Source organism: Streptosporangium sp. LJ11, assembly GCF_051918945.1.
In the GTDB taxonomy this organism is placed as follows: domain Bacteria; phylum Actinomycetota; class Actinomycetes; order Streptosporangiales; family Streptosporangiaceae; genus Streptosporangium.
The window spans coordinates 380,981-403,355 of record NZ_JBPXMB010000003.1 but is presented as its reverse complement, the minus strand read 5'-3'; the positions used below and the strand labels follow the sequence as shown (position 1 = coordinate 403,355).

At 71.6% G+C, this 22,375-nt stretch carries 21 protein-coding genes; 13 read left to right on the top strand and 8 right to left on the bottom strand.

The window, feature by feature from the left end; genetic code table 11:
• Positions 1-29: 29 nt before the first annotated feature.
• The 3 genes from ACTOQ3_RS06530 to ACTOQ3_RS06520 all read right to left on the bottom strand — a co-directional run bounded on the left by ACTOQ3_RS06530 (position 30) and on the right by ACTOQ3_RS06520 (position 2,442).
• The gene (locus ACTOQ3_RS06530) at positions 30-1,181 is read right to left on the bottom strand and encodes a CU044_5270 family protein (RefSeq protein WP_440082503.1); all 1,152 of its coding nucleotides are present in this window, start codon (positions 1,179-1,181) and stop codon (positions 30-32) included.
• A complete protein-coding gene (locus ACTOQ3_RS06525) occupies positions 1,178-1,717 on the bottom strand; it encodes an RNA polymerase sigma factor (protein WP_440082502.1) in 540 nt (179 codons plus the stop codon). Before ACTOQ3_RS06525 ends, ACTOQ3_RS06530 begins: the two co-directional genes overlap by 4 nt.
• A 155-nt stretch (positions 1,718-1,872) precedes the next feature.
• Positions 1,873-2,442: a methyltransferase family protein gene (locus ACTOQ3_RS06520; protein WP_440082501.1), complete on the bottom strand. Its 570-nt coding sequence runs from the start codon at positions 2,440-2,442 to the stop codon at positions 1,873-1,875.
• Positions 2,443-2,692: 250 nt separating this feature from the next.
• Between ACTOQ3_RS06520 and ACTOQ3_RS06515 the strand changes: the two genes are divergently transcribed.
• Genes ACTOQ3_RS06515 through ACTOQ3_RS06505 form a run of 3 tightly spaced genes read left to right on the top strand, consistent with a single transcriptional unit; the run spans position 2,693 to position 8,504 of the window.
• Positions 2,693-6,817 (top strand): Pls/PosA family non-ribosomal peptide synthetase, encoded by a 4,125-nt coding sequence (locus tag ACTOQ3_RS06515; protein WP_440082500.1) that lies wholly within the window; start codon positions 2,693-2,695, stop codon positions 6,815-6,817.
• A 25-nt stretch (positions 6,818-6,842) separates the two neighbouring features.
• Positions 6,843-8,135: a M1 family metallopeptidase gene (locus ACTOQ3_RS06510; RefSeq protein WP_440082499.1), complete on the top strand. Its 1,293-nt coding sequence runs from the start codon at positions 6,843-6,845 to the stop codon at positions 8,133-8,135.
• A 54-nt stretch (positions 8,136-8,189) separates the two neighbouring features.
• Positions 8,190-8,504, top strand: a complete 315-nt coding sequence (locus tag ACTOQ3_RS06505; RefSeq protein WP_440082498.1) for an L-rhamnose mutarotase — start codon at positions 8,190-8,192, stop codon at positions 8,502-8,504.
• A gap of 137 nt (positions 8,505-8,641) precedes the next feature.
• Here the strand turns inward: ACTOQ3_RS06505 and ACTOQ3_RS06500 are convergent, their stop codons facing one another.
• Positions 8,642-9,073 (bottom strand): ester cyclase, encoded by a 432-nt coding sequence (locus tag ACTOQ3_RS06500; protein WP_440082497.1) that lies wholly within the window; start codon positions 9,071-9,073, stop codon positions 8,642-8,644.
• A gap of 540 nt (positions 9,074-9,613) precedes the next feature.
• On the opposite strand from ACTOQ3_RS06500, the gene ACTOQ3_RS06495 reads away from it, so the two are divergent.
• The 4 genes from ACTOQ3_RS06495 (at position 9,614) to ACTOQ3_RS06480 (ending at position 12,869) form a co-directional block, all read left to right on the top strand.
• Positions 9,614-10,258 (top strand): SRPBCC family protein, encoded by a 645-nt coding sequence (locus ACTOQ3_RS06495; RefSeq protein ID WP_440082496.1) that lies wholly within the window; start codon positions 9,614-9,616, stop codon positions 10,256-10,258.
• 23 nt (positions 10,259-10,281) lie between these two features.
• Positions 10,282-11,451 (top strand): zinc-dependent alcohol dehydrogenase, encoded by a 1,170-nt coding sequence (locus tag ACTOQ3_RS06490; RefSeq protein WP_440082495.1) that lies wholly within the window; start codon positions 10,282-10,284, stop codon positions 11,449-11,451.
• A 140-nt stretch (positions 11,452-11,591) separates the two neighbouring features.
• On the top strand, positions 11,592-12,026 hold the full coding sequence (locus ACTOQ3_RS06485; RefSeq protein WP_440082494.1) for a DUF2809 domain-containing protein: 435 nt from the start codon (positions 11,592-11,594) through the stop codon (positions 12,024-12,026).
• Between the two features lie 33 nt (positions 12,027-12,059).
• Positions 12,060-12,869: an Fpg/Nei family DNA glycosylase gene (locus tag ACTOQ3_RS06480; protein ID WP_440082493.1), complete on the top strand. Its 810-nt coding sequence runs from the start codon at positions 12,060-12,062 to the stop codon at positions 12,867-12,869.
• Positions 12,870-12,945: 76 nt separating this feature from the next.
• Here the strand turns inward: ACTOQ3_RS06480 and ACTOQ3_RS06475 are convergent, their stop codons facing one another.
• On the bottom strand, positions 12,946-13,800 hold the full coding sequence (locus ACTOQ3_RS06475) for a tryptophan 2,3-dioxygenase (RefSeq protein WP_440063507.1): 855 nt from the start codon (positions 13,798-13,800) through the stop codon (positions 12,946-12,948).
• A 149-nt stretch (positions 13,801-13,949) separates the two neighbouring features.
• On the opposite strand from ACTOQ3_RS06475, the gene ACTOQ3_RS06470 reads away from it, so the two are divergent.
• A complete protein-coding gene (locus ACTOQ3_RS06470; RefSeq protein WP_440064739.1) occupies positions 13,950-14,375 on the top strand; it encodes an Lrp/AsnC family transcriptional regulator in 426 nt (141 codons plus the stop codon).
• 94 nt (positions 14,376-14,469) lie between these two features.
• Here the strand turns inward: ACTOQ3_RS06470 and ACTOQ3_RS06465 are convergent, their stop codons facing one another.
• Positions 14,470-15,750 carry an alpha/beta hydrolase gene (locus ACTOQ3_RS06465; RefSeq protein ID WP_440082492.1) on the bottom strand — a complete coding sequence of 427 codons (1,281 nt, stop codon included), beginning with the start codon at positions 15,748-15,750 and terminating at the stop codon, positions 14,470-14,472.
• 28 nt (positions 15,751-15,778) lie between these two features.
• Entirely contained in the window at positions 15,779-16,465 is a 687-nt protein-coding gene (locus tag ACTOQ3_RS06460) for a GntR family transcriptional regulator (protein ID WP_440082491.1), read from the bottom strand.
• A gap of 134 nt (positions 16,466-16,599) precedes the next feature.
• On the opposite strand from ACTOQ3_RS06460, the gene ACTOQ3_RS06455 reads away from it, so the two are divergent.
• The 5 genes from ACTOQ3_RS06455 (at position 16,600) to ACTOQ3_RS06435 (ending at position 21,546) form a co-directional block, all read left to right on the top strand.
• Positions 16,600-17,973: an MFS transporter gene (locus tag ACTOQ3_RS06455; RefSeq protein WP_440082490.1), complete on the top strand. Its 1,374-nt coding sequence runs from the start codon at positions 16,600-16,602 to the stop codon at positions 17,971-17,973.
• Positions 17,974-18,207: 234 nt separating this feature from the next.
• Positions 18,208-19,227, top strand: coding sequence for an SPFH domain-containing protein (locus ACTOQ3_RS06450; protein WP_440082489.1), 1,020 nt, complete (start codon positions 18,208-18,210; stop codon positions 19,225-19,227).
• Positions 19,228-19,462: 235 nt separating this feature from the next.
• Positions 19,463-20,020 (top strand): GNAT family N-acetyltransferase, encoded by a 558-nt coding sequence (locus tag ACTOQ3_RS06445; protein ID WP_440082488.1) that lies wholly within the window; start codon positions 19,463-19,465, stop codon positions 20,018-20,020.
• 236 nt (positions 20,021-20,256) lie between these two features.
• Positions 20,257-21,072, top strand: coding sequence for a sirohydrochlorin chelatase (locus tag ACTOQ3_RS06440; protein WP_440082487.1), 816 nt, complete (start codon positions 20,257-20,259; stop codon positions 21,070-21,072).
• A gap of 66 nt (positions 21,073-21,138) precedes the next feature.
• Complete coding sequence (locus tag ACTOQ3_RS06435; protein ID WP_440082486.1) at positions 21,139-21,546, top strand: nitroreductase family deazaflavin-dependent oxidoreductase; 408 nt, start codon at positions 21,139-21,141, stop codon at positions 21,544-21,546.
• Positions 21,547-21,624: 78 nt separating this feature from the next.
• Here the strand turns inward: ACTOQ3_RS06435 and pgeF are convergent, their stop codons facing one another.
• Positions 21,625-22,311: a peptidoglycan editing factor PgeF gene (gene pgeF, locus ACTOQ3_RS06430; protein ID WP_362843411.1), complete on the bottom strand. Its 687-nt coding sequence runs from the start codon at positions 22,309-22,311 to the stop codon at positions 21,625-21,627.
• Positions 22,312-22,375: the final 64 nt, after the last annotated feature.

Here is a 22,375-nt window from a genome sequence, read left to right as displayed (position 1 = left end):
CGTCCGTCACCGCCGGGGTCCGCGCTCTTTCACCGGCCCTCCTTCTTGCACCCCTTCGGGGGGGAAGGCGGCGGCCCGGTCCATCCCGACTCGGGGCCGTCGGCGCTGTAGTTCACGACCTCGCCCTTGGTCACCCCCGAAGCCGTGCGGGACGCGTAGGTGACGGAGGAGAGCGTCCTTCCCGTCCCCGGGTCGAGGATCTGCCTGTAGTAGGCCGGCAACTTGCCGTAGTCTCCCCTCTCCCCGAAGTCCACGGACAGGCCCTTTCTGCCCAGCGGATCCGTCACCGTGCCCACGACCTTGACGGTCGGCAGGCCGGCCAGGACGCGGATGACGGCGGCGCGCTGGGCGGGGCTGAGCGACATGCCCAGGAGGTACCTAGTGGTGATGGGCAGGGACTTCTCGAAAGGCTGCTCCATCAGACCAGGGCCTTTCCGGCTCTCGTGGTAGGCGCGAAGCCGCTCCACGAGCCCGGCCGGATCGGTGGGGAGCGCCGCCAGATCCGCCATGGTGAGCATGCCGGCTTTTTTCTCGGGGTGAACATCCTTGGAATCCACCTTCAAGGAATACTGGCAGCCCTTCGGCTCGTCGACGATCGGAATCCAGCTGCACCTTCCGCCGTTCTGGCAGAAGGCCTTGACCCGGGTGGGAGCTCCCGCCGCCCGCCAGGCGCGCTCGTCCCTGGCCGTGGCCGGACGGGCACCTGGCTCCCACAGCTTCGTGAGCACCGGATCGGCGGGGTCGCGCGGCTGCCAGATCTCGATGCGTTCGACCAGCATGATCCCGTAGCCGTCGCTGGACACGTGGCCGCCGCGGATCGTCACCTCTCGCCAGTAGGCGCCGCTCTCCGCGGGGAGCTTCCCGATCCTGTCGGCCAGGTCGAACAGTTCCTGGTTGGTCCTCGGCGGATCGAGCACGGCGGGGGCCGATGCCAGGTTCGTCACCAGCGTGAAGACCAGGGCCACGATCGCCGCCGTGGCCAGCGGCGCCCACAGCGCCCACAGCCGGGGCCGGGGCCGCGACGGGGTCGGCCCCGGGCGCGACGGCCCGCGCGAGGATTCTCCTGGCGCCTCGGCTGTGGCCATGAGCAGTATGTCGTCGGCGGAGACGCGTGATCCGCGGTCCAGCGAAGCCGGGCGGGCCATGGCGAGCAGGTCCATCGCGTCGGGCTTGCGGCTCATCGCAGCTTCCTTCCTGGAACGGTCACGGATTTCTGGAATGTGCCGGTACCGGTGGCTTCGATCGCCGACCGCAGCCGACGACGCGCTCGATGCAGGCGGACGAAGAAGACGGCCTTGGTACAGCCGAGCACCTTGGCCGCTTCCACGGTGGACAGGCCATGCCAGGCGGTCAGGGTCAGGAGCTCCTTGTCGGCTTCGGACAAGCCGGCCAGGGCACGGAGGACGGCGACGCGCTCGGTGGCGTGTTCGCCCGCGTCGGCGACGGCCTCCTCCACCCACGTCCTCAGTTCGGTTTCCAGGGTTTCGCGCCGGGCGGCCCGCCGGAAGTTGTCGCGCAGGATGTTGCGGGCGACGCGGAGGAGCCATGGCAACTGCGCGTGGTCGGGAATGCCGTCCAGACGCCGCCAGGCCACCAGGAAGGTCTCACTGACCACTTCCTCCGCGAGTTGATGTCCGGCGCGACTTGCCGCATAGCCGTACACCCGCGCTTGGTAGGTGTTGTAGAGCGCGGTGAAGCGCTCATGGGGGGTTGGCACGCCGGTTCCTTCGGTCGGGGACAAACGTTCATAGAGCAAGTGGTCCGAAGGAAGGCTTACTTACATCTCGATTCCGCATTTTTTCCACCGGTCGGCTTCGGGCCCCTACCGGGGCCCACCCCCGAGCGGGCCGACCTGCCGACACCGCGTCCCGTCTACGGGCCCTCCGGGGCCTTGCCACCTTGCGGCCGGTGGCACGGACCCGAGCGCGGGGCCTCGTAGGCGCGCGGGCGGGGCCACCAGCCGGGCACCGCCGCGCGGTATCTCTCGTAGTCGGCGCCGAACGTGCGGCGCAGGGTCGGCTCCTCGTACCAGCGGACGAACGCGACGACCGGCACGGCCACGGCGACGGCGTACAGCAGGAGGACCGGGCGGCCCAGCAGGAGCACCTGCCCGACGATGATCGCGAGGACCGCCACGTACATCGGGTTGCGGACGTGCCCGTACAGCCCGCCGACGACCAGGTGCTCGGTGGGGGCGATCGGGGCGGGGGTGCCGAGGCCCTCCACGACGAACCGGACGAACGCCCTGACCAGCACCGCGGTCCCGGCGAGGGCGAGTGCCGCGCCGACGAGGCGCAGTGACACCGTGATCCAGGAGGGTGCCGCGGGCAGGAGGTCCCCCGCCTCCCAGCGGGTGATCCACCAGGGCAGGAGCCCGGCGACGGTGCCCGGCGCCAGTGCGAAGAAGATCGTGGTCCCGACGGCGGCGGGCGTCCTGCGCATCGCGTCACACTCCCCTGTCGTGGCCGCCGGAGGCGTACGGCCGTCACCGGAGACGATTAATTCATTGTGCGTTGAGTTTAGGTTCGAGCCGGAGGGGCGTCAACGGCGTGACGCCCCCGCCTGGCCATCCGGGTGAAAGGTGCCCGAAAGGGAAGGTTCATGGGGGTATGACGGCATGGGTGAATCGCGTTAACCCCGTGCACGTAGGCTGTCCCGGGCTCACAGGGGCGCCGTACACATGGGGGAGACAGTGATTCCGTTACCAGCCGACACCGGCACACCGTCGCGAGCACTCCTGCCGGGAGGTCCCGCGCCGCAGGCCAGGACGTTGCTGGACATTCTCGATCAGACCACGCGACGTCATCCTCACGCACTCGCCCTGGACGACGGGCGGACCCGTCTCGACTACACCGGACTGCGGGCCGAGGCGGGCCGGATGGCCCTGGAGCTGCGAGCGGCCGGGGTCGGGCGCGGCGACCGGGTCGGGGTGCGGATCCCCTCGGGCACCGTCGGCCTGTACGTCGCGATCGTCGCCGTGCTCACCGCCGGGGCCGCCTACGTCCCGGTGGACGCCGACGACCCCGACGAGCGGGCCGAGCTGGTCTTCGGCGAGGCACGGGTCCGCGCCGTCATCGGTGACGGCGGGAAGATCGCCCCCTACGGCGACCCGTACGAGCGTCTGGGCGCCTCCTCTCCCGGCGACGACGCGGCACGCGGGACCGGCCACGGCGGGCATCCCGGCGATCACGCCGCCGAATGTGAGATTCACCACCCCGGCACCCCGGACTCCGGCCCCGGGCGCCCCGTTTCGAAGCCCCCGTCCACCGGCGGGTCGGAACTCGACTACGCGGCGGAGCTGCACGGCGCGGGCCCGCGCGACGGGCGCGGCGGCGGCGCCCCCTGGAGCACCTTCGCGGCGGTCTCCCCCACGGCCCGCGGCGGGGAGGTCAGGGACAGGGAGCGGGAGCGGAACCGGGGCAGCGGCCGGCCGGGTCCCGAGGACGACGCGTGGATCATCTTCACCTCCGGGTCCACCGGCAGGCCCAAGGGCGTCGCGGTGACCCACCGCAACGCGGCGGCGTTCGTGGACGCCGAGGCGCGGCTGTTCCTCACCGGGGAGCCCATCGGGCCCGGAGACCGGGTGCTGGCGGGGCTGTCGGTGGCGTTCGACGCCTCCTGCGAGGAGATGTGGCTGGCCTGGCGGCACGGCGGCTGCCTGGTGGCGGCGCCGCGCGCGCTGGTGCGCACCGGCATGGACCTGGGGCCGTGGCTGCTGGACATGGGCATCACGGTCGTGTCGACCGTGCCGACCCTGGCGGCGCTCTGGCCGGTCGAGACGCTCGACGACGTACGGCTGCTGATCTTCGGCGGCGAGGCGTGCCCGCCGGAGCTGGCCGAGCGGCTGGCCGTGCCGGGGCGCGAGGTGTGGAACACCTACGGCCCGACCGAGGCGACGGTGGTGGCGTGCGCGGCGCCGCTGACCGGGGAGGGCCCGGTGCGGATCGGGCTGCCGCTGGCGGGCTGGGACCTGGCCGTCGTCGGCAAGGACGGCGAGCCGGTGGCCATGGGTGAGACCGGCGAGCTGGTCATCGGCGGGGTCGGGCTCGCCAGGTACCTGGACCCGGTCAAGGACGCCGAGAAGTACGCGCCGCTCGGCTCGCTCGGCTGGGAGCGCGCCTACCGCAGCGGTGACCTGGTGCGGGCGGAACCCGAAGGGTTGATCTTCGTCGGGCGGGCCGACGAGCAGATCAAGCTCGGCGGGCGCAGGATCGAGCTGGGCGAGGTGGACGCGGCGCTGCGGGCGCTGCCGGGGGTCGCCGGGGCGGCGGCGGCGGTCCGCACGACCGGCGGCGGGCACCAGCTGCTCGTCGGCTACGTCGTGCCCGGTGAGGGGTTCGACCAGGAGGACGCCAGGGACCGTCTTCGCCACTCCCTGCCCGCCGCGCTGGTCCCCAGGATCGCCCTGGTGGACGAGCTTCCGACGCGCACCTCCGGGAAGATCGACAGGGACGCCCTGCCCTGGCCGCTGCCCAAGAAGGCCGGGACGCCCGACACCGGGGTGCCGGACGTCGACCCGTGGGTGGCCGAGTGCTGGACGGACGTCCTGGGCGGCACCGAGGGTGACTTCTTCGCCGAGGGCGGCACCAGCCTCGCGGCGGCCCGGCTGGTCTCGGCGCTGCGGACCCGCTACCCGGCGGTCACCGTCGGCGACGTCTACGACAACCCGACGCTGCCTCAACTGGGCAGGCACCTGTCGGCGCTCGACGCGCCGGAGGTCGTGACCACCGACCGGATCGTCACGCCGATGCCGCGCCGCGCCGCGATCGCGCAGGCGGCGCTCACCGTGCCGCTGCTCAGCGTCGGCGCGCTGCGCTGGGTGGTGGCGTTGGCCGCGCTGAACAACCTGGTGGGCCTGCCCTGGGCCCCGGTCGTCTCGTGGTGGTGGGTGCTCGCGGGCGCGCTGCTGTTCGTCAGTCCGGCGGGGCGGATCGCGCTGGCCGCGGGCGGCGCCCGGCTGCTGCTGCGCGGCCTGAGACCGGGCACGTACCCCAGGGGCGGCGGCACGCACCTGCGGCTGTGGTTCGCCGAGCAGCTCTCCGAGCGGCTCGGGGTGGGCGAGGTGTCCACCGCCCCGTGGCTCACCCACTACGCGCGGGCGCTCGGCGCCCAGGTCGGCGACGACACGGACCTGCACTCGATGCCGCCGATCACCGGGATGCTCAAGCTGGGCCGGTACGCGGCCGTCGAGCCCGAGGTCGACCTGAACGGCTACTGGATCGACGGCGACCAGGTGCGCGTCGGCGAGATCAAGATCGGTGCCTCCGCCACGGTCGGCGCCAGGACGACCCTCTTCCCCGGCGCGAAGATCGGCAAGAACGCCCAGGTCGCGCCCGGTTCGGCGGTGGCGGGCTCGGTGCCGTCCGGGGAGCGCTGGGCGGGCGTGCCCGCGAGCCGGATGGGCAAGGCCCGTCCGCCGTCGGCCGGCCGCCCGCCGCGCTCGTGGCACTGGGCGACGGCCTACGGGCTGTCCGCGCTGGTCCTGAGCGCCTTCCCGGTGATCGCCGCGCTGCCCGGCCTCGCCGTCCTGCTGCGCGGCGGCGCGCCCTCCCTGACGTCCGTCCTGTACGGGGTGCCGGCGGCCACCGTCGCCTCGACGGCCACCCTCGCCCTGCTGACCGTGATCTCGGTTCGGCTGCTGTCCGCCGGCCTGCACGCCGGGCAGCACCCGGTGCACAGCCGCCAGGCCTGGCAGGCGTGGGCGACGGGCCTGCTGATGTCGATGGCGCGGGTCTGGCTGTTCCCGCTGTACGCGAGCATGGTCACCCCCGCCTGGCTGCGCGCCCTGGGCATGAAGGTCGGCCGGGACGTGGAGCTGTCGACGGTGCTGGCGCTGCCGTCGATGACCTCGGTCGGCGACGGCGCCTTCCTCGCCGACGACACGATGGTCGCGCCGTACGAGCTGGAGGGCGGGCGGCTGCGGGTCGACCACGTGCGGATCGGCAAGCGCGCGTTCCTCGGCAACTCGGGAATGACCGCGCCGGGGCGCAAGGTGCCCAAGGACGGGCTGGTCGCGGTGCTGTCGGCGGCGCCGAAGAAGGCCAAGGCGGGCTCGTCGTACCTGGGGATGCCTCCGGTGGAGCTGCGCAGGGCCGCCGAGGAGGGCGACCGGAGCCGCACCTACGACCCGCCGCCGAGGCTGAGGTTCGCCCGCGCCGCGGTCGAGGTGTGCCGCGTGGTGCCGGTGATGTGCACGGTCGCGGTGGCCGTGCTCGTCGCGGCGGCCCTGGAGTGGCTGGCGGGGGCGTACGGCTTCGCGGCGGCGGCGGCCCTGTCGGGCGTGGCGGTGCTGGGCGGCGGGGTGCTCGCCGCGGCGACGGCGACCGTGGCCAAGTGGGTCCTGGTGGGCCGGATCGCGGTGGGCGACCGGCCGCTGTGGAGCTCGTTCGTGTGGCGCAACGAGCTGGCCGACACCTTCGTGGAGGTGCTGGCCGCGCCCTGGTTCGCCCAGCGCTGGCTGGGGACCGCGCCGCTGAACCTGTGGCTGCGCTCCCTGGGGGCCCGCGTGGGCCGGGGGGTGTGGTGCGAGACCTACTGGCTGCCGGAGGTCGACCTGGTCAGCCTGGGCGACGGGGCGACGGTGAACCGGGGATGCGTGTTGCAGACCCACCTGTTCCACGACCGTGTGATGAGCATCGATACTGTCGTCATGCGGGACGGCTCCACCCTCGGACCCCACGGGGTGGTCCTGCCCGCGGCGACGATCGGGGAGAACACCACGGTCGGACCGGCGTCCCTGGTGATGCGCGGCGAGTCCGTGCCCGCCGGGACCCGCTGGTTCGGCAACCCGATCGCGGCGTGGGCCCGGCGGGGATAGCGCACGAAGAACAGAGGAAGCCGGTGTGACCCTGAGCACGACCTCCATCCCTCAGCTGTACTTCCCCATGCACGGCGACGACGGCTACCGGGTGGAGCACTACGACCTGACCCTCGACTACCGGGTGACCCCCAACCGCCTGGGCGGGGTGGCCAGGATCTCCGCGGTCGCGCTGCGGCGGCTCACCCGGGTCGCCTTCGACCTCGGCGCCCTCCGGGTGAGCGGCGTGCTGGTCGACGGCGCGCCGGTGCGCTTCACCCATCGCGGGGGCAAGCTGCACCTGTCGCCGCCGGGGCTGCGGCCCGGCCGGTTCACCGTCGAGATCCGCTACTCGGGCACCCCCCAGCCGGTGAGCAGCCACTGGGGCGGGCTCGGTTGGGAGCAGCTCACCGACGGCGTGATCGTGGCCAGCCAGCCGATCGGGGCGCCCTCGTGGTTCCCGTGCAACGACCGGCCCGACGACAAGGCCACCTACCGGATCTCGGTCACCACCGCCTCCGCGTACCACGTGGTCGCCAACGGGGAGCTGACCTCCAAACGGCGGGCGGCCTCGACGACCACGTGGGTGTACGAGCAGGCCGAGCCGATGGCCTCCTACCTGGCGAGCGTGCAGATCGGCCGCTACCAGCAGGCCGAGCCGAGCCCGGGGATGCGGCTGGTCTTCCCCACCAGGTTCGCCTCGCGGGTGCGCCACGACTTCGAGCGCCAGGGCCGGATGATGGAGGTCTTCCGCGAGCGGTTCGGCCCCTACCCGTTCGGCTCCTACACGGCGGTGGTCGTGGACGACGAGCTGGAGATCCCGGTCGAGGCGCAGGGCATGTCGATCTTCGGGGTGAACCACGTGGACGGCAGGCGGGGCGAGGAGCGCCTGGTCGCCCACGAGCTGGCCCACCAGTGGTTCGGCAACAGCCTGACGGTGGCCGACTGGAGCGGCATCTGGCTGCACGAGGGGTTCGCCTCGTACGCGGAGTGGATCTGGTCGGAGAGTTCCGGCGGCCTGTCATCCGATGACCACGCGCAGCGCTGGCACCGCCGACTCTCCGCGCTCCCCCAGGACTTCGTGCTGGCCGACCCGGGGCCGCGACGGCTGTTCGACGACCGGGTCTACAAACGAGGCGCGCTCACCCTGCACGCGCTCCGCCGCACCGTCGGCGACGAGTCCTTCTTCGCGCTGCTCAGGGAGTGGACGGCCGGGCACCGCCACGGGACCGTCACCACCGGCGCGTTCACCGCGCTGGCCGCGGGCCGCACCACGCGGCCGCTGGACGAGCTGTTCGCCGGCTGGCTGCGGGACCGCCGCCTGCCCGCCCTCCCCTGACCTTCACACATCGGATGACTGCTATAACGGTCTACAACTTCGTGGAGGTACGGCATGCGCGTCGCGTTGCACACCCGGGTCAAGCCGGGCAGGGAGTCGGAGTACGACCGGGCGCACCGGGAGGTGCCCGCCGAGCTGACCGAGGCCATCAGGAGGGGCGGCGCGCACGAGTGGACGATCTGGCGCAGCGGCCAGGACCTGTTCCACGTGATCGACTGTGACGACTACGAGGCGCTGCTGTCGTCGCTGGCGGACCTGCCGGTGAACATCACCTGGCAGGCCAGGATGGCCGAGCTGCTGGAGGTCGTGCACGACTACTCCGGGGAGGGCGCGGGCAAGGGCCTCCCGGCGGTGTGGCGGCTGCCCTGACGCCTTTCCGGAAAGCCCGAGGCCTCCCCTCGGGAAGGCCGGAGGCGCCCCGGGACCCCTCCGGATCTCCGGAAGGACCTGAGGCCTGTCCGGTCCGGATTCCCGGGAGGACCTGAGCCCCTGTCAGGGAAACGAGGTCACGCCGGCTCGGTCGCGAGACAGAAGCCCAGCTGGTTGTACAGCTCCAGCTGGTCGTAGTAATCCCGGTGAGTGACGACCTTGTCGTCCTCGATCGTGCACAGGCCGCACCCCCGAAAGATGATCTTACGGCCGGTTCCCTCCGCCACGTGACCGTCGGGCAGGAGGAAGGACCCCGTGTGGGTGCCCGTGAACGTCCACTCGGTGACGGCGGGGTCGCTGCAGTGCACCTTGTACCAGGGGGTGACGTGCATGTCCGGGAAACCTTCCAGCAAATGCTGGTAGTACCAGAAGATCTGTTCACGACCTTCGGCGATGCCCGCCGGTGTGACGAAGACGGCGTCCTCGCTGTAGAAATCCATCAGCTTGTCGATTTTATGCTCGTTGAGCGCGTCGAACAGCCTGTCTTTGATATCGCGAGCATCGGGCATGCCGTACCTCCCTGGCCGTCAGAACCACGGTATAACCGATTTTTTGGCAGCGGAAGGGTGGCGGCGGCATCCGCCACGAAGCCAGGGCACACGCACTGAGCAGCGACGATGTGAAGCACTTCGGAGGATCGCGGCGGGCTACGATACCCCTGAAGCCCGGAACCTTTCAAGGCACGGTCATCCCAGAATCGGCAAACACATACCCCTCGAACCGGCGGCGGATTTCCAGAGAATCCCTCATCGGCCACATCGGGCGGGCAGCGCGACGGTCTTTCATTGAATTCGCCTGAGGTGATCGTAGAACGATGTTTTGACGATGATGGCCGGCCGGTGACCCGGGCTGATCGGGCGGCACGGAACTTGAACAGATATCTCCCCCCGCCTCTTTTCCGTGCCCGGCATTGATGACAGCCTGAAAAGGCCGGATTTCTCACCGCACGCCGGGCATGGTCGCGGCGGGCCGAACGCCGGAGAGGCCCCGGGCGACCGGAACGGCCCCGGCGGGTGGGGCCGAGGGGCGGCCAACCCTACGGAGGCGAAATGAGCGGAAAGAACGATCGCACGACCAACCGGCTCGCCCGCGCGCTGGGCTGGGCAGGTCTGGGGCTGGGGCTGGGATACGCCGCGGTACGGATGAACCGGCACCGCCCGGATCGAGGGCGCGAGGGCCCGATGAGCCTGCGCGCGGCCATCACGATCAACCGTCCTCGCCCGGAGGTGTACCGGTACTGGCACGACTTCGAGAACCTTCCCCGCTTCATGACGCACCTGGACTCGGTGGAGACGACCGGCGACGGGCACTCGCACTGGAAGGCGAGGGGGCCCCTGAAGCCCGTCGAGTGGGACGCGGAGATCGTCGAGGACAGGTCCGACGAGCTGATCGCCTGGCGGTCCCTGCCGGGCGCCCTGGTCGGCAACAGCGGTTCCGTGCGCTTCGCCGACGCCCCCGGCGGGCGCGGCACGGAGGTGCGGGTGAACCTCGCGTACGACCCGCCGGGCGGCAGGGCCGGCCTGGCCTTCGCCAGGATTCTGGGCGAGCATCCCGAGCAGCAGGTGCGCGACGACCTGCGCCGGTTCAAGCAGGTCCTGGAGACCGGCGAGGTGGTCCGCTCGGAAGGCAGCCCGGAGGGCACCCGCGCGCTGCGGCAGGCCATGCAGCGTCCCGCCCAGCCCGTGCCGCTCTGAAGCCGTGACGTGAGGAGAATCCCATGAAGGCCAACTGCTGGATGGGCCGCAACACCGTCGAGGTCCGGGAGGTTCCGGATCCCAGGATCCTGAACTCCCGCGACGCCGTCGTCCGTATCACCTCGTCCGCGATCTGCGGCTCCGACCTGCACCTCTACGACGGCTACGTCCCGACCATGAAGAAGGGCGACATCCTCGGCCACGAGTTCATGGGCGAGGTGGTGGAGGTGGGCCCGAAGGTGACGACCCTGAAGGTCGGCGACCGGGTGGTCGTGCCCTTCCCGATCGCCTGCGGCAACTGCACCTCCTGCGAGCACGGCATGTTCTCGGTGTGCGAGAACTCCAACCCCAACGCGGGCATGGCCGAGAAGCTCATGGGTCACACCCCCTCGGGCATCTTCGGCTACTCCCACATGCTCGGCGGCTATCCGGGGGGCCAGGCCGAGTACGCGCGCGTGCCCTTCGCCGACGTGGGACCGATAAAGATCGAGGACGACCTGCCGGACGAGAAGGTGCTGTTCCTGTCCGACATCCTGCCCACCGGCTGGATGGGCGCGGAGATGTGCGACATCAAGCCCGGCGACACGATCGCCGTGTGGGGAGCCGGCCCCGTCGGCCAGTTCGCGGTCGCCAGCGCCTACCTGATGGGCGCCGAACGGGTCATCTGCATCGACCGCTTCCCCAACCGGCTGAGGATCGCCGAGCGCGCGGGCGCGGAGACGCTCAACTACGAGGAGGTCGACGTCCTCGACGCGCTGCGGGACATGACCGCCGGCCGCGGCCCGGACGCGTGCATCGACGCCGTGGGGATGGAGGCCCACCACCCCACCCCCGCCATGTACGCCTACGACCGGGTCAAGCAGGCGACCCGGCTGGAGACCGAACGGCCGTACGCGCTGCGCGAGGCGATCATGGCCTGCCGCAACGGCGGGATCGTGTCCGTGATCGGCGTCTACGGCGGCGTGCTCGACAAGTTCCCGATGGGCTCCCTGATGAACCGGTCACTGACCCTCAGGAGCGGTCAGTGCCACGTCCAGCGCTACCTGAAGCCCCTGCTGGCGAAGATCCGCGACGGCGACATCGACCCCAGCTTCGTGATCACCCACCGCATGCGGCTCGAGGACGCCCCGCGCGGCTACGAGATGTTCAAGAACAAGCAGAACGACTGCAACAAGATCGTCCTGACCCCGTAGCCGGCGCTCCGTCACCCCGGCCCACGGTGGGCCGGGGTGACGGAGCGGAACCGGCGGTGACGAGGGCGACGGGAGCGGGTGCTGGGTACGGGCGGCCGGGAGCACGGCTCGCGGAGCGGCGTGGTCGCTATCGTGGGCGGGTGCCTCCCGTCCCCGGTGACCACCCGCCCCGCGTCCTCCGCACCCGCCTGCTCGCCGTGCTCGCGGCGCTGGTGACCGTCGCCGCCGGGCTGACCGTCCGCGCGGTCACCGGCGGCTGGTTCGGCAAGTACGCGGGCGACGCCCTCTACACCGTGCTCGCGTACGCGCTGGTGGTGCTGGTGTGGCCCCGGGTCACCCCGGTGCGGGCCGCGGTCGGCGCGCTGGCGTTCAGCTGGGCGGTCGAGCTGGCCCAGCTGACGCCGGTTCCCGCCGCTCTCTCCGAGGCGAGCGTGGTGGCCAGGCTGGTGCTCGGCAGCACGTTCGGCGCGGCCGACCTCGTGGCGTACGCGGCCGGGGCCGTCCTCGCCGCGTCGGCCCACACCCTGGTCGGGCGCCGTTCCCGGCGGCGGGAACGGGCGTTCGCGGCGCCCTGAGCATCGCCGGGCGGATCATATGATTTTCAGACCATGCCTGAAGGACACACCATCCATCGCCTGGCCGGAGAGCACCGGCGGGCGTTCGGCGGGCGGGCCGTGCGCGCGGAGAGCCCGCAGGGGCGGTTCGCCGCCGGGGCCCTGCGGATCGACGGCCGGGTGCTCACCGAGGCCGACGCCCACGGCAAGCACCTGCTGCTGGGCTTCGACGACGAGCGCTGGCTGCACGTCCACCTCGGCATCTACGGCAGGTACACCTTCGGCCAGGCACCCGTGCCCCCGCCGACGGGGCTGGTGCGCCTGCGGCTGAGCAACGCGGGCGAGTACGCCGACCTGCGCGGCCCCAACACCTGCGAGCTGCTCGACCCGGCGGGCAAGGCGGCGCTGCACGCCAGGCTCGGGCCCGACCCGCTACGGGCTGACGCCGATCCCGAGGTCGCCTGGCGGCGGATCAGCCGCAGCCGCGTCTCGGTCGGGGTCCTGCTGATGGACCAGTCGGTCGTCGCGGGCGTGGGCAACATCTACCGGGCCGAGGCGCTGTTCCGCCAGGGGATCGACCCGTCACGGCCCGGCCGCGCCCTCACCCACGGTCAGTGGGAGGCGATCTGGGCGGATCTGGTGCTCCTGATGGCCGAGGGCGTCCGGGTGGGCCGCATCGACACGGTCAGGCCCGAGCACACGCCGGAGGCGATGGGCCGCCCGCCCCGCGTCGACGGCCACGGCGGCGAGGTCTACGTCTACCGGCGCTCCAGCATGCCCTGCTTCCTGTGCGGCACCGAGGTCCGCACGGAGGTGCTCGCCGGGCGCAACCTCTTCTGGTGCCCGGTCTGCCAGGTCGGCTGACCTCCGCGCGGGCCCGGGACATCGAAGCGAGGCGAGGTCCCCGAAACCGGCACCGGCACCGGCACCGGAGAGTGCCTCACATCAGCGTCCTGGCCGTCCAGAGCTCGGGGAAGATCTCCCGCCGCATGCTCCGCTCGAGCCAGCTCAGGCCGCTCGACCCGCCGGAGCCCGGCTTGGCGCCCATCGAGCGCCGTACCGCCATCAGGTGCCGGTAGCGCCAGTCGGAGAACTGCTCGGCCAGGTCGGTCAGCGCCTCGGCCAGCGGCGCGAACGGGCCGCCGTAGACCTCGACCCAGACCGCCTCGACCTCGGGGTCGGGCCCGTACTCGGCGGCCGGGTCGCGATCGAGCACCGAGCGGGGAACCGCGTGGCCCGCGCGGGCGAGGAAGGCCAGGACCGAGTCGTAGAGGCTCGGCCGGTGCAGCGCCTCCACGAGTTCCTCGTACGCCTCGGGGTTGCGGCGGTGCGGCCGGATGAGCGCCTCGGACTTGTTGCCGAGCAGGAACTCCACGTGGCGGTAGAAGGCCGACTGGAAGCCCGAACCCTCGCCGAGGGCGTCGCGGAAGGAGTTGAACTGCGCGGGGGTCAGCCAGCTCAGCGCGGCCCAGGCGGCGTTGAGCGCCTCGAAGTGCCGTACGGTACGCCTGATCGTCAGGGTCGCGGCGGTGACGTCGTCCGCGTCGAGCTGCCGCTGGGCGAGGCGCCACTCGGTGCGGAGCAGTCCGAAATAGAGCTCCATCACCTGGGTGGTGACCAGGAACGGCAGCTCTTCCGGGACGTCGGTGACGGTGCGCTGGAGCCCGTGCAGGGTGGCGGTGCCCACGTAGTCGTCGTAGGGCGTACCGGTTTCGAAGCCCAGCGTCGGCAGCCCCTCGTTGGCCTCGGCGCGCGCCTTACGGTCCTGCTCCGTGAGCTGCTTGATGCCGGTCATCACTCCTCCTTCGTCGGTCTACCTCCATGGTGGTCTGTATCGGTCTGTACGGAAATAATGGGAGAAAGGTAATTATTGGATTGGGCCTTCGGAACGGAAGGCATCGAGCGGATCAAGTTACGACGTGACGGAGCGTGACCGTGGACGCGATGGACTGGGCGTTGCTGGCCGAGCTGCAGGGCGATGCGCGACTGTCGTACAGCGAGCTCTCGCGCCGGGTGCACCTGTCGGCTCCGGCGGTGGCGGAGCGGGTGCGGCGGCTGGAGGAGACCGGGGTGATCACCGGCTACCACGCCCGGATCGACGCGGCGCGAGCCGGGCGCGGGGTGGCCGCCCTGATCAGGATGTCGTGCTACGGGCCCCGCTGCGTGCTCCGCGACGAGCAGGCGCTGGCCTGGCCGGAGATCCTCGAGGTGCACCGGGTGACCGGCGACGCGTGCTGCCTGCTGCGGGTGGCCGCCTCCTCGATGACGGCCTTCGAGGAGATGATCGACCGGCTCGCTCCGTACGGTCACCCGTCGAGCATGATGGTGCTGTCCAGCCCCGTCCCCTGGCGCCCGCTGTCCCCCACCTGAGAAGCCTTCCGAGAGTCCTCTGCCGGGGCCTTCGAGAGGGCCTTCGCCCGGCGAACCCGCCACCATCGGCGGAGGGCCCGCCGGCGGAGGCGGGTCAGGAGGGTCTGCGGTGCTCGGCGACCGCCCCGGCGGTGGCCCGCCAGATCGGTGACGCGGGATCGATGACGTCGAAATGATCGCCCGACATCTCGAGATACGTCACCTGGTCGCCTGACTCCTGGGCGGCTCGCGCGTAGCGGCGCCCGAAGTCGACCAGGTCCAGGTCGTCCCCGCCGCCCTGCACGATGAGCTGGGGCACCCCGAGGGGGAGCCGTTCCAGCGGCCCGGAACGCCGGTAGGCCGCGGGCGCCTCGGCGGCGGATCCGCCGAGCGCGACGGCGACCGCGCCGGAGCTCATGTGCCTGCGGTCCCCCTCGGCCAGGTCGAGTACCCCCGCCAGCGAGACGGCCAGGGTGATCCGGTGGTCGTCGGCGGCGGCGCGGAGGGCGAGTTGCCCGCCCGCCGAGTGGCCGATCACCACGAGCGGCCCCCGGGCGCTCTCCGCCGCGAGGGCGACGCCCCGGGCGACGTCCGAGGTGGTCGCGTCCCAGCCGTGCAGGTCGGGGCGGCGGTATTCGAGGTTCCAGGCGGCGAACCCGCGCTCGGCGAGGTCGACGGCGAGCGCGTCCATCAGGTCCGCCCCCCAGATGGACCGCCAGAAACCACCGTGCAGCAGCACCGCGGTGGGCGTCCGTTCCCCGGTCCCGCGCGCCGCCGTCACCGCGGGCGCCTGCCCGCCGGCCTCGTACGGCGGCGCCCCGGCGGGTGTCTCACGCGGCGGAACCGAGGCGGGCGCCTGACCGGCGGACCCGTACGGGAGGCGCACCTCCGCCCACTGGTCGGGGTGGTCGCCATAGGCGATCCGGTGCGCGGGCCGGCGCAGGCGGTGCACGGCGTGCCTGATCGCCCAGGTCAGCCCCCAGACCCCCCGCCCGTGTATGTGGGTTCCCGTCGTGCTCCTCGTGCCGCCCGTGTCCACCGCACCGCCCGGGGACCCCGCGCCACCCGCGAACGTCGCACCGCCCGCAGAGCCCGTGCCGCCCGCGCCGTCCACGGAGGCGGGAAGCGGGGCGTCGGCCTTCGTCAGGTCGAGCCAGACCGCGTCGGGACGCTCGGCGAACAGGGCGCGGGCCTCCGGATCCGGGCCGGGCAGGACGACCAGGACGTCCGGTGACTCCAGCCCCGCCCGGAAGCCGGACAGGTCCGAGGCCGCCGACACCGTCCCGCTGACGCCGAGAGCCGCGAACTCGCGATCGGCCACCTCGGTGAGCAGGCGAAGGTCCGCGACCAGCCCGGGACCGGTGAGCACCAGCACATGCGAATTCGGAGGAAACATCCGATTATTCTGCCCCATTACGCCATGTTTACGGCTCGGGGATATATGCCTGCATCAGCAGTTTCTCGGCGTCGCCCAGATAGCTCTCCAGGGCCCGTTCGGCCTCGGCCGCGCGTCCGGCCTCCATGAGCTCGACCAGCTCCAGGTTGCGGGCCACGAACGGCTCGTGGAAGGCGCGGGGGTTCTTCATGACGTGGAAGACCAGGCGGAGCTCGGCCAGCAGCTGGCGCATCGCCTCGTCCAGGCGGGGGCTGCCGTTCAGGGCGGCGAGGCTCTGGTGGAAGCGGATGTTGGCCGTGCCGACGTCCTGCCAGCGTCCCTCGACGGCGGCGCGGGACGCCTCGGCGACGGCCTCCTTGATGGCGGCCAGGGCCTCCCGGGGGGCGTGCGCGCCGTTCCGCACCGCGGCACCCTCGATCACCCGGCGCACCCGGTAGAGGTCGGCCACGTCCTCGGCCGACAGCACGCGGACGAACACCCCCCGGTTGAGCCGATGCTCCAGCAGACGTTCGTGACCGAGCAGCCGGAACGCCTCGCGCAGGGTGTTGCGCGAGACCTCCAGCGCCGCGCCGATGCTCTCCTCCGACAGGCGCTGGCCTGGGACGAAAAGCCCTTCGGCGATCCGGTCCCTGAGGATGTCGGCGACCACCTCGGCCGCGCTGCTGCGTCCGAGGCGGCCGCGGTCGCGCTGTAGCGCCGCGGTGACGTTTTCCACGGCTCCAAGAAATCATCAAACAAACCTATTGTCGAATTGTTCAACGATTCTTATGTTGATAGGGACTCACCACGAAGCTAGTCCACGGGACATCCCCCCACAAGAAGCTCACAAGAAGCTAAGGAGCGCACGCGATGGCAAGCTCCCAGACCAGGCGGGTCATTGTGGCCGGACTGGTCGGCACCTCCCTGGAGTGGTACGACTTCTTCCTCTACGGCTCGGCCGCCGCGCTGGTCTTCAACAAGCTCTTCTTCCCCACCTTCGAGCCGCTGACCGGGACTCTGCTGGCGTTCCTCACCTACGCGATCGGGTTCGTCGCGCGACCGCTCGGCGGGATCGTGTTCGGCCACTTCGGCGACCGGGTCGGCCGCAAGAACGTGCTGGTGGTGACGCTGCTGCTGATGGGCGTCGCCACCTTCCTGATCGGCCTGCTGCCCGGCTACGCCACCATCGGCGTGGCCGCCCCGCTGCTGCTCGTCACCCTGCGCTTCGTACAGGGGCTCGGCCTGGGCGGCGAGTGGGGCGGGGCGGTGCTGATGTCCATCGAGCACGGCGATCCCCGGCGGCGCGGGTTCAACGCGAGCTGGCCGCAGGTCGGGGTGCCCGCGGGAAACCTGCTGGCGGCGGGCGTGCTCGGGATCATGTCCGCGGCGCTTCCCGAGGAGGCGTTCCTGTCCTGGGGATGGCGGGTGCCGTTCCTGCTGTCGGGCGCGCTGGTGGTCGTGGGCCTGTGGATCCGCCTGCGGATCGTGGAGTCACCGCTGTTCGCCCAGGTCGAACGGGCCGGCGCGAAGGCCCGGATGCCGCTGGTGGAGGTGCTGCGCACGCACCCGCGCGCGCTGATCTCCGCGGGCTTCGCGCGCATCGGCGTGGACGTCGCCTTCTACATCTTCGTGACCTACATCCTGGCCTACGTCACCGGCCCCCTCGGGCTCGAACGCGGGGTCGCGCTGAACGCGGTGCTGATCGGCTCCGCCTTCCAGCTCTTCCTGATCCCGCTGTTCGGCGCGCTGTCGGACAGGGTCGGCCGCCGGCCGGTCTATCTGGCGGGCGTGGTCGGAGCCGCGGTCTGGGTGTTCGCCTTCTTCCCCCTGCTCGACACCGGATCCTTCCCGGTGATCGCGCTGGCCTCGATCGTGGCCCTGGCCTGCCACGCCGCGATGTACGGGCCCCAGGCGGCCTTCATCGCCGAGCTGTTCAGCACCCGCCTGCGCTACAGCGGCGCCTCGATGGGCTACCAGGTCGCCGGGATCTTCGGGGGCGCCCTCGCCCCGATCATCGCGCTGTGGCTGTTCGACCGGTTCGACAGCACCCTCGCCGTCTCGCTCTACGTGGTCGCCGCGCTGGCCGTCACCGCGGTGGGCCTGGCCATGGCCCCCGGGGCGCACGACGACGACCTGCCCGCCCCCCTCGACGGCACGCCCGGCGACGTCCCCGCCGGAGACCCCGGCGGCCTCTCCGACGGCGACCCGGGAACGCGCACGGGGACCGCTTCCCGGGACGCCTGACCTCCCGGCCGCGGTCACCGGCCCTCCCCGGTGGCCGCGGTTCTCCCCAAAGCCGGAAATCGCCTGATTTTTCGGACATTTCATCGAACTCACCGGCCCACCGGCTCGTCGAACCCGGTTGGAGCACGTGAGGAACCATCAGAGCCCGCCACGAAGGGAAGCCGGTCGGGCCGGCGGCCGGGGACGGCCATCCCCGGCCGCCGCCCTCCGGTGCCCGCCCAAAGGAGGATCGGCATGCCCATCGGAAAAAGCGTCGCCGCCGTGGTGTTCGCGGTCATCGCGGTGATCGTCCTGATCAGCGTCGGAGGTGGCTTCGCACGCACCGAACCGGGCCAGGTGGCCGTCGTCAGGGACGGCGGCCCGCTGGACGACTCCGGGATCCGGCAGGTCATCCCGCCGGACTCGGGACTCACCTGGGTCGGCCTGTGGTCGTCGGTGCACTCCTATCCCGCCCAGCAGCGGATCTACACCATCACCACCGACGCCAAGCGGGCCAGTTCCAGCGGCGTGGACGAGGTGACCGTGCCGAGCTCCGACGGGGTGAACCTCGGCATCGAGGGCACGCTCTACTTCACGCTCAACCTCGACCAGGAGATGCTCAAGCGCTTCGACGACAGGTACGGCACCCGCACCTACCTGGGCCAGGACGGCGAGTCGCGCTCCGCCTGGGACGGGGACGAGGGATGGAACGCGTTCTTCATCCAGTCCGTGCGACCGGTGATCTACAACGCCCTGCGCAGCCAGATCGGCGCCGCCGAGTGCGCCGAGCTGCTCTCCTCCTGCTCGCTGGTGCAGACGACCTCGAACAAGAAGGCCCTGCCGGCCGTCATCGACAGCAACGCCTCCATCATCCGCGCCCAGAACGGCATCAACCAGATCCTGGAGCGCGACCTGGAGCAGCTGCTCGGCGGTCGTTTCTTCACCGGCCTGCGGTTCACGCTGGTCCGGGTGACGCTGCCGTCCGAGATCCAGGCCGCGGTGAACAAGACCCAGGTCGCCCAGGCGGGGATCGCCGAGGCGAAGGCGAAGGCGTCACAGGCCGACGTCGAGGCCGAGGCGAAGATCAGGCAGGCCGAGGCGGACGCGAAGGCGTCGGTCGCGCTGGCCAAGGGTGAGGCCGAGGCGAACAGGCAGCTCCAGGAGAGCTACCGCAAGTGCCGTGCCTGCGTCGAGATCGACAAGCTGAACGCCCTCCCCGAGGGCATCACCGTCTACGCCCCGGGCAACTCCGACATCGTCGTCCCCGCGAAGTGAGCCCGGTCCTCGACGCGGCTTCTCCCCGGATCGCAGGCCCCCAGGACGGCCGGTTCGTCCCGGCGAGGTGAACCCGGCCCCCGCATGCGAGGCCGGGTTCGCCTGAGTCCGGGCACAGGCCTCTCCAGGCCTGGGCACGCACCAAGCCGTGCATATAAGATCACTAAAATGATGGTATGTCCGCTTACCGGGAAGATCTCTAGCCGTGGAACCTCCGAGACGTTAACGTCTGCGCATGCGCCACGTTGAGATCTCGGGCAAGCGACTCCGGCTCAGGGAGATCACCCTCGGCGACGTGGACGCCCTGCATGCCGTGTACGGCGACCCGACGGCCACCGAGCACCTGCCGTTCGACCCCCGCACCCGCGAGGAGGTCGAAGAGACGATCATCGAGGCGATCAAGGGTTCGGAGGTCGAGCCCCGGCGTCTCTACGTGCTGGCGGTGACCGACCTCGACGACGGCGAGGCCTTCGGCGTCGCCCGGCTGCACATCGAGGCCGACCACCCGCACAGCGCCGAGATCGGCCTCGGACTCCGTCCCGACCACTGGGGCCGGGGCATCGGTACCGACCTGATCCGGCTGATCCTGACGTTCGGCTTCCGCGACCTGCGCCTGCACCGCATCTGGGGCGCCCGCTCCCCCGCCAACACCGCCGCCCAGCTGGCGATGCTGGTCGCCGGGATGGTCGAGGAGGGCAGGATCAGGCACCACGTACGGGCCCGCGGGGCCTGGCGCGACTCCATCGTGCACTCGGCGCTGGAGGACGAGTGGGAGGGCCACCGTGACGTCTGACCCAAGGCGTCTCCCAGCCACGAACCGGCCACGAACCGGACGCGCGCCGGCCGCGAGCCAGACGAACCGACCACGAACCGGCCACGAGCCGGCCGTGAACCGCCCGCGCACCGGTCGTGAACCGGCCTCGGACGCGGGAGAATCCACCCCTGAACCTCCCCTTTTCAGAATGTTGTGACGGGAATGCTGCCGTTTCCGGTCACAGGAAGTGTCAAATGGCCCTAGAGTCCGCGCATGTGAGCGAAAGTCCCATCCTCCCCGTACGAGGGCGCCCGGTGCGACCCTCCGGAAGGCACCGCAGGCCGGTACCCTCCCAGCTCCCGCCCGAGGCACCAGCGCTGGTGCTGGCCGCGCTCGGCGACGCCTCCGGCACCGCCGCGGAGCTCGCGGCCCTCATACGGGGGGACAACCCACAGATCCAGGTCCGCCTGGCCGCCCTCGGCGAGGACGGCAAGGAGCTGACCTCCGAGCTGGAGGCGGCGGCCAGGGAACGGCCGCAGGACGCCACGGCCGCCGTCGTGGTGCCGCTGCTGACCGGCCCGCACCCGGTCGCCGACCGGCTGATCGCCGAGGCCGTGGCCTCCAGCAAGGTCTCGGTGACGGTCACCGACCCCCTGGGGCCGCATCCGCTGCTCGCCGAGGCCCTGCACATCCGCCTGTCGGAGAGAAGCCTGGCGCGGGCCGACCGGATGCGGCTGCTCAACGTCTCCAGCCCGGTCGACGCGGTCATCCTCGCCACCGTCGGCGGCGAGAACGCGGCGGTGGAGGCTCAGCCGACGGCGGTGTTGCTGGCCTCGCGGCTGACCCTGCCCGTCCTGGTCGCCTCCCTCGACAGCGCGCCCGCCGTGGCCGACGCGGCCGGGCGGCTGCGCGGCATCGGCGCCCAGCGCATCGCCCTGTCGCCCTGCGTCCTGGGTCCGGAGGCGGCCCCCGGGCTCGCGGGCGCGGCGGCCGAGGAGATCGGGGCCGAGTGCGCCGACGTCCTCGGGGCGCACGATCTGATCGCTGACCTGGCCGCCCGCGCCTACGGAAGCGTCCTGTCGGCGGACTGAGCGACCCAATGTGATCTGTCCCCTCTGACGGGTAATGACCCGAGTAGTTATCAGAGGGGATAGATCATGCTGTTCGGGAAAGAGCACGTCGACCGATACCGCGCGACCGACGGAGCCGAGGGACACGAGTGGCAGGGCACCACCGCCCTGCTCCTCACCACCACCGGCCGCAAGTCCGGCGAGCCGCGGACCACCCCGCTCATCTACCAGCGCCACGGCGACGACCTCCTCGTCGTGGCCTCCAAGGGAGGCTCCGACGAGCCGCCGCTGTGGTACCTCAACCTCCAGGAGAACCCCGAGGTCGAGGTGCAGGTGCTGGGTGACCGGTTCAGGGCGAGGGCCCGCACCGCCACGCCCGAGGAGAAGCCGGAGATGTGGTCGATCATGACCGCGGCCTGGCCCGCCTACGACGAGTACACCAAGAAGACCGAGCGGGAGATCCCCGTAGTCGTGCTGGAGCGGGTCACGTCATGATCGGCGCCATGCCGGCCGGAGGGATCCCGCCATGATCGGAAGCCGGCACGGCCGGGCCCGGCGAGCGGTGCGAGCCGGTCAGGGCTCCAGCCAGACGTAGCCCGCGAACCGGCCGGTCGTCCCCTCCCTGCGGTGGGAGAACAGGTCGGCGCTCTCGATGGTGCAGCGGGTGTCGTGGGTGATCTCCCCGACGCCCGCCTTGCCCAGCTGCGAGGTGATGGCGGCCCGCAGGTCGAGGGCCGGGGTGTCCTGGCGGGTGATCGACCAGGCCTCGGGAAGCATCACCGCGACCTCGTCACGCATCTCGGCGGGGACCTCGTAGCAGGTGCCGCAGGCCATCGGCCCGATCAGGGCGGTCATCCTCGCGGGGTCCGCGCCGCGCCCGGCCATCTCCTCGACCAGGGCCGTGACCACGCCGGACATGGTGCCGACCCGCCCCGAGTGCGCGGCACCGACCAGTCCGGCCTCCGGCTCGGCCAGCAGGACCGGCGCGCAGTCGGCGCAGAGCGCCGCCAGGCCGAGACCGGGCACGTCGGTGCAGACCCCGTCCAGCGGCGGCGGGTCGTCGCCGAACGGCTCCCTGACGTATCGGACGTCGGCGCTGTGGACCTGCCGCATGAACACGACCCGCTCCAGGCCGAACTCCGCGGCCGTCCTGGCCCTGTTCGCCGCGACCGCGTCCGGCTCGTCGCCGCACATGCCCCCGAGGTTGCGGCTGCCGTACGGATCGGCGCTGACACCACCATGACGATCGGTGATCCTCATCTGAAAGTTCACGGGCCGACCTTACCCGCCCAGGAACCCGGTCCCCCGGACGTTCGTTTCACAA

Bases quoted from the DNA above. Each gene is read 5' to 3' on its own strand.
- ACTOQ3_RS06530 (WP_440082503.1), bottom strand. From the start codon at position 1,181: ATGAGCCGCAAGCCCGACGCGATGGACCTGCTCGCCATGGCCCGCCCG.
- ACTOQ3_RS06520 (WP_440082501.1), bottom strand. From the start codon at position 2,442: ATGCGCAGGACGCCCGCCGCCGTCGGGACCACGATCTTCTTCGCACTG.
- ACTOQ3_RS06505 (WP_440082498.1), top strand. From the start codon at position 8,190: ATGCGCGTCGCGTTGCACACCCGGGTCAAGCCGGGCAGGGAGTCGGAG.
- ACTOQ3_RS06500 (WP_440082497.1), bottom strand. From the start codon at position 9,073: ATGCCCGATGCTCGCGATATCAAAGACAGGCTGTTCGACGCGCTCAAC.
- ACTOQ3_RS06495 (WP_440082496.1), top strand. From the start codon at position 9,614: ATGAGCGGAAAGAACGATCGCACGACCAACCGGCTCGCCCGCGCGCTG.
- ACTOQ3_RS06490 (WP_440082495.1), top strand. From the start codon at position 10,282: ATGAAGGCCAACTGCTGGATGGGCCGCAACACCGTCGAGGTCCGGGAG.
- ACTOQ3_RS06480 (WP_440082493.1), top strand. From the start codon at position 12,060: ATGCCTGAAGGACACACCATCCATCGCCTGGCCGGAGAGCACCGGCGG.
- ACTOQ3_RS06475 (WP_440063507.1), bottom strand. From the start codon at position 13,800: ATGACCGGCATCAAGCAGCTCACGGAGCAGGACCGTAAGGCGCGCGCC.
- ACTOQ3_RS06470 (WP_440064739.1), top strand. From the start codon at position 13,950: ATGGACTGGGCGTTGCTGGCCGAGCTGCAGGGCGATGCGCGACTGTCG.
- ACTOQ3_RS06465 (WP_440082492.1), bottom strand. From the start codon at position 15,750: ATGTTTCCTCCGAATTCGCATGTGCTGGTGCTCACCGGTCCCGGGCTG.
- ACTOQ3_RS06455 (WP_440082490.1), top strand. From the start codon at position 16,600: ATGGCAAGCTCCCAGACCAGGCGGGTCATTGTGGCCGGACTGGTCGGC.
- ACTOQ3_RS06450 (WP_440082489.1), top strand. From the start codon at position 18,208: ATGCCCATCGGAAAAAGCGTCGCCGCCGTGGTGTTCGCGGTCATCGCG.
- ACTOQ3_RS06445 (WP_440082488.1), top strand. From the start codon at position 19,463: ATGCGCCACGTTGAGATCTCGGGCAAGCGACTCCGGCTCAGGGAGATC.
- ACTOQ3_RS06435 (WP_440082486.1), top strand. From the start codon at position 21,139: ATGCTGTTCGGGAAAGAGCACGTCGACCGATACCGCGCGACCGACGGA.
- pgeF (WP_362843411.1), bottom strand. From the start codon at position 22,311: ATGAGGATCACCGATCGTCATGGTGGTGTCAGCGCCGATCCGTACGGC.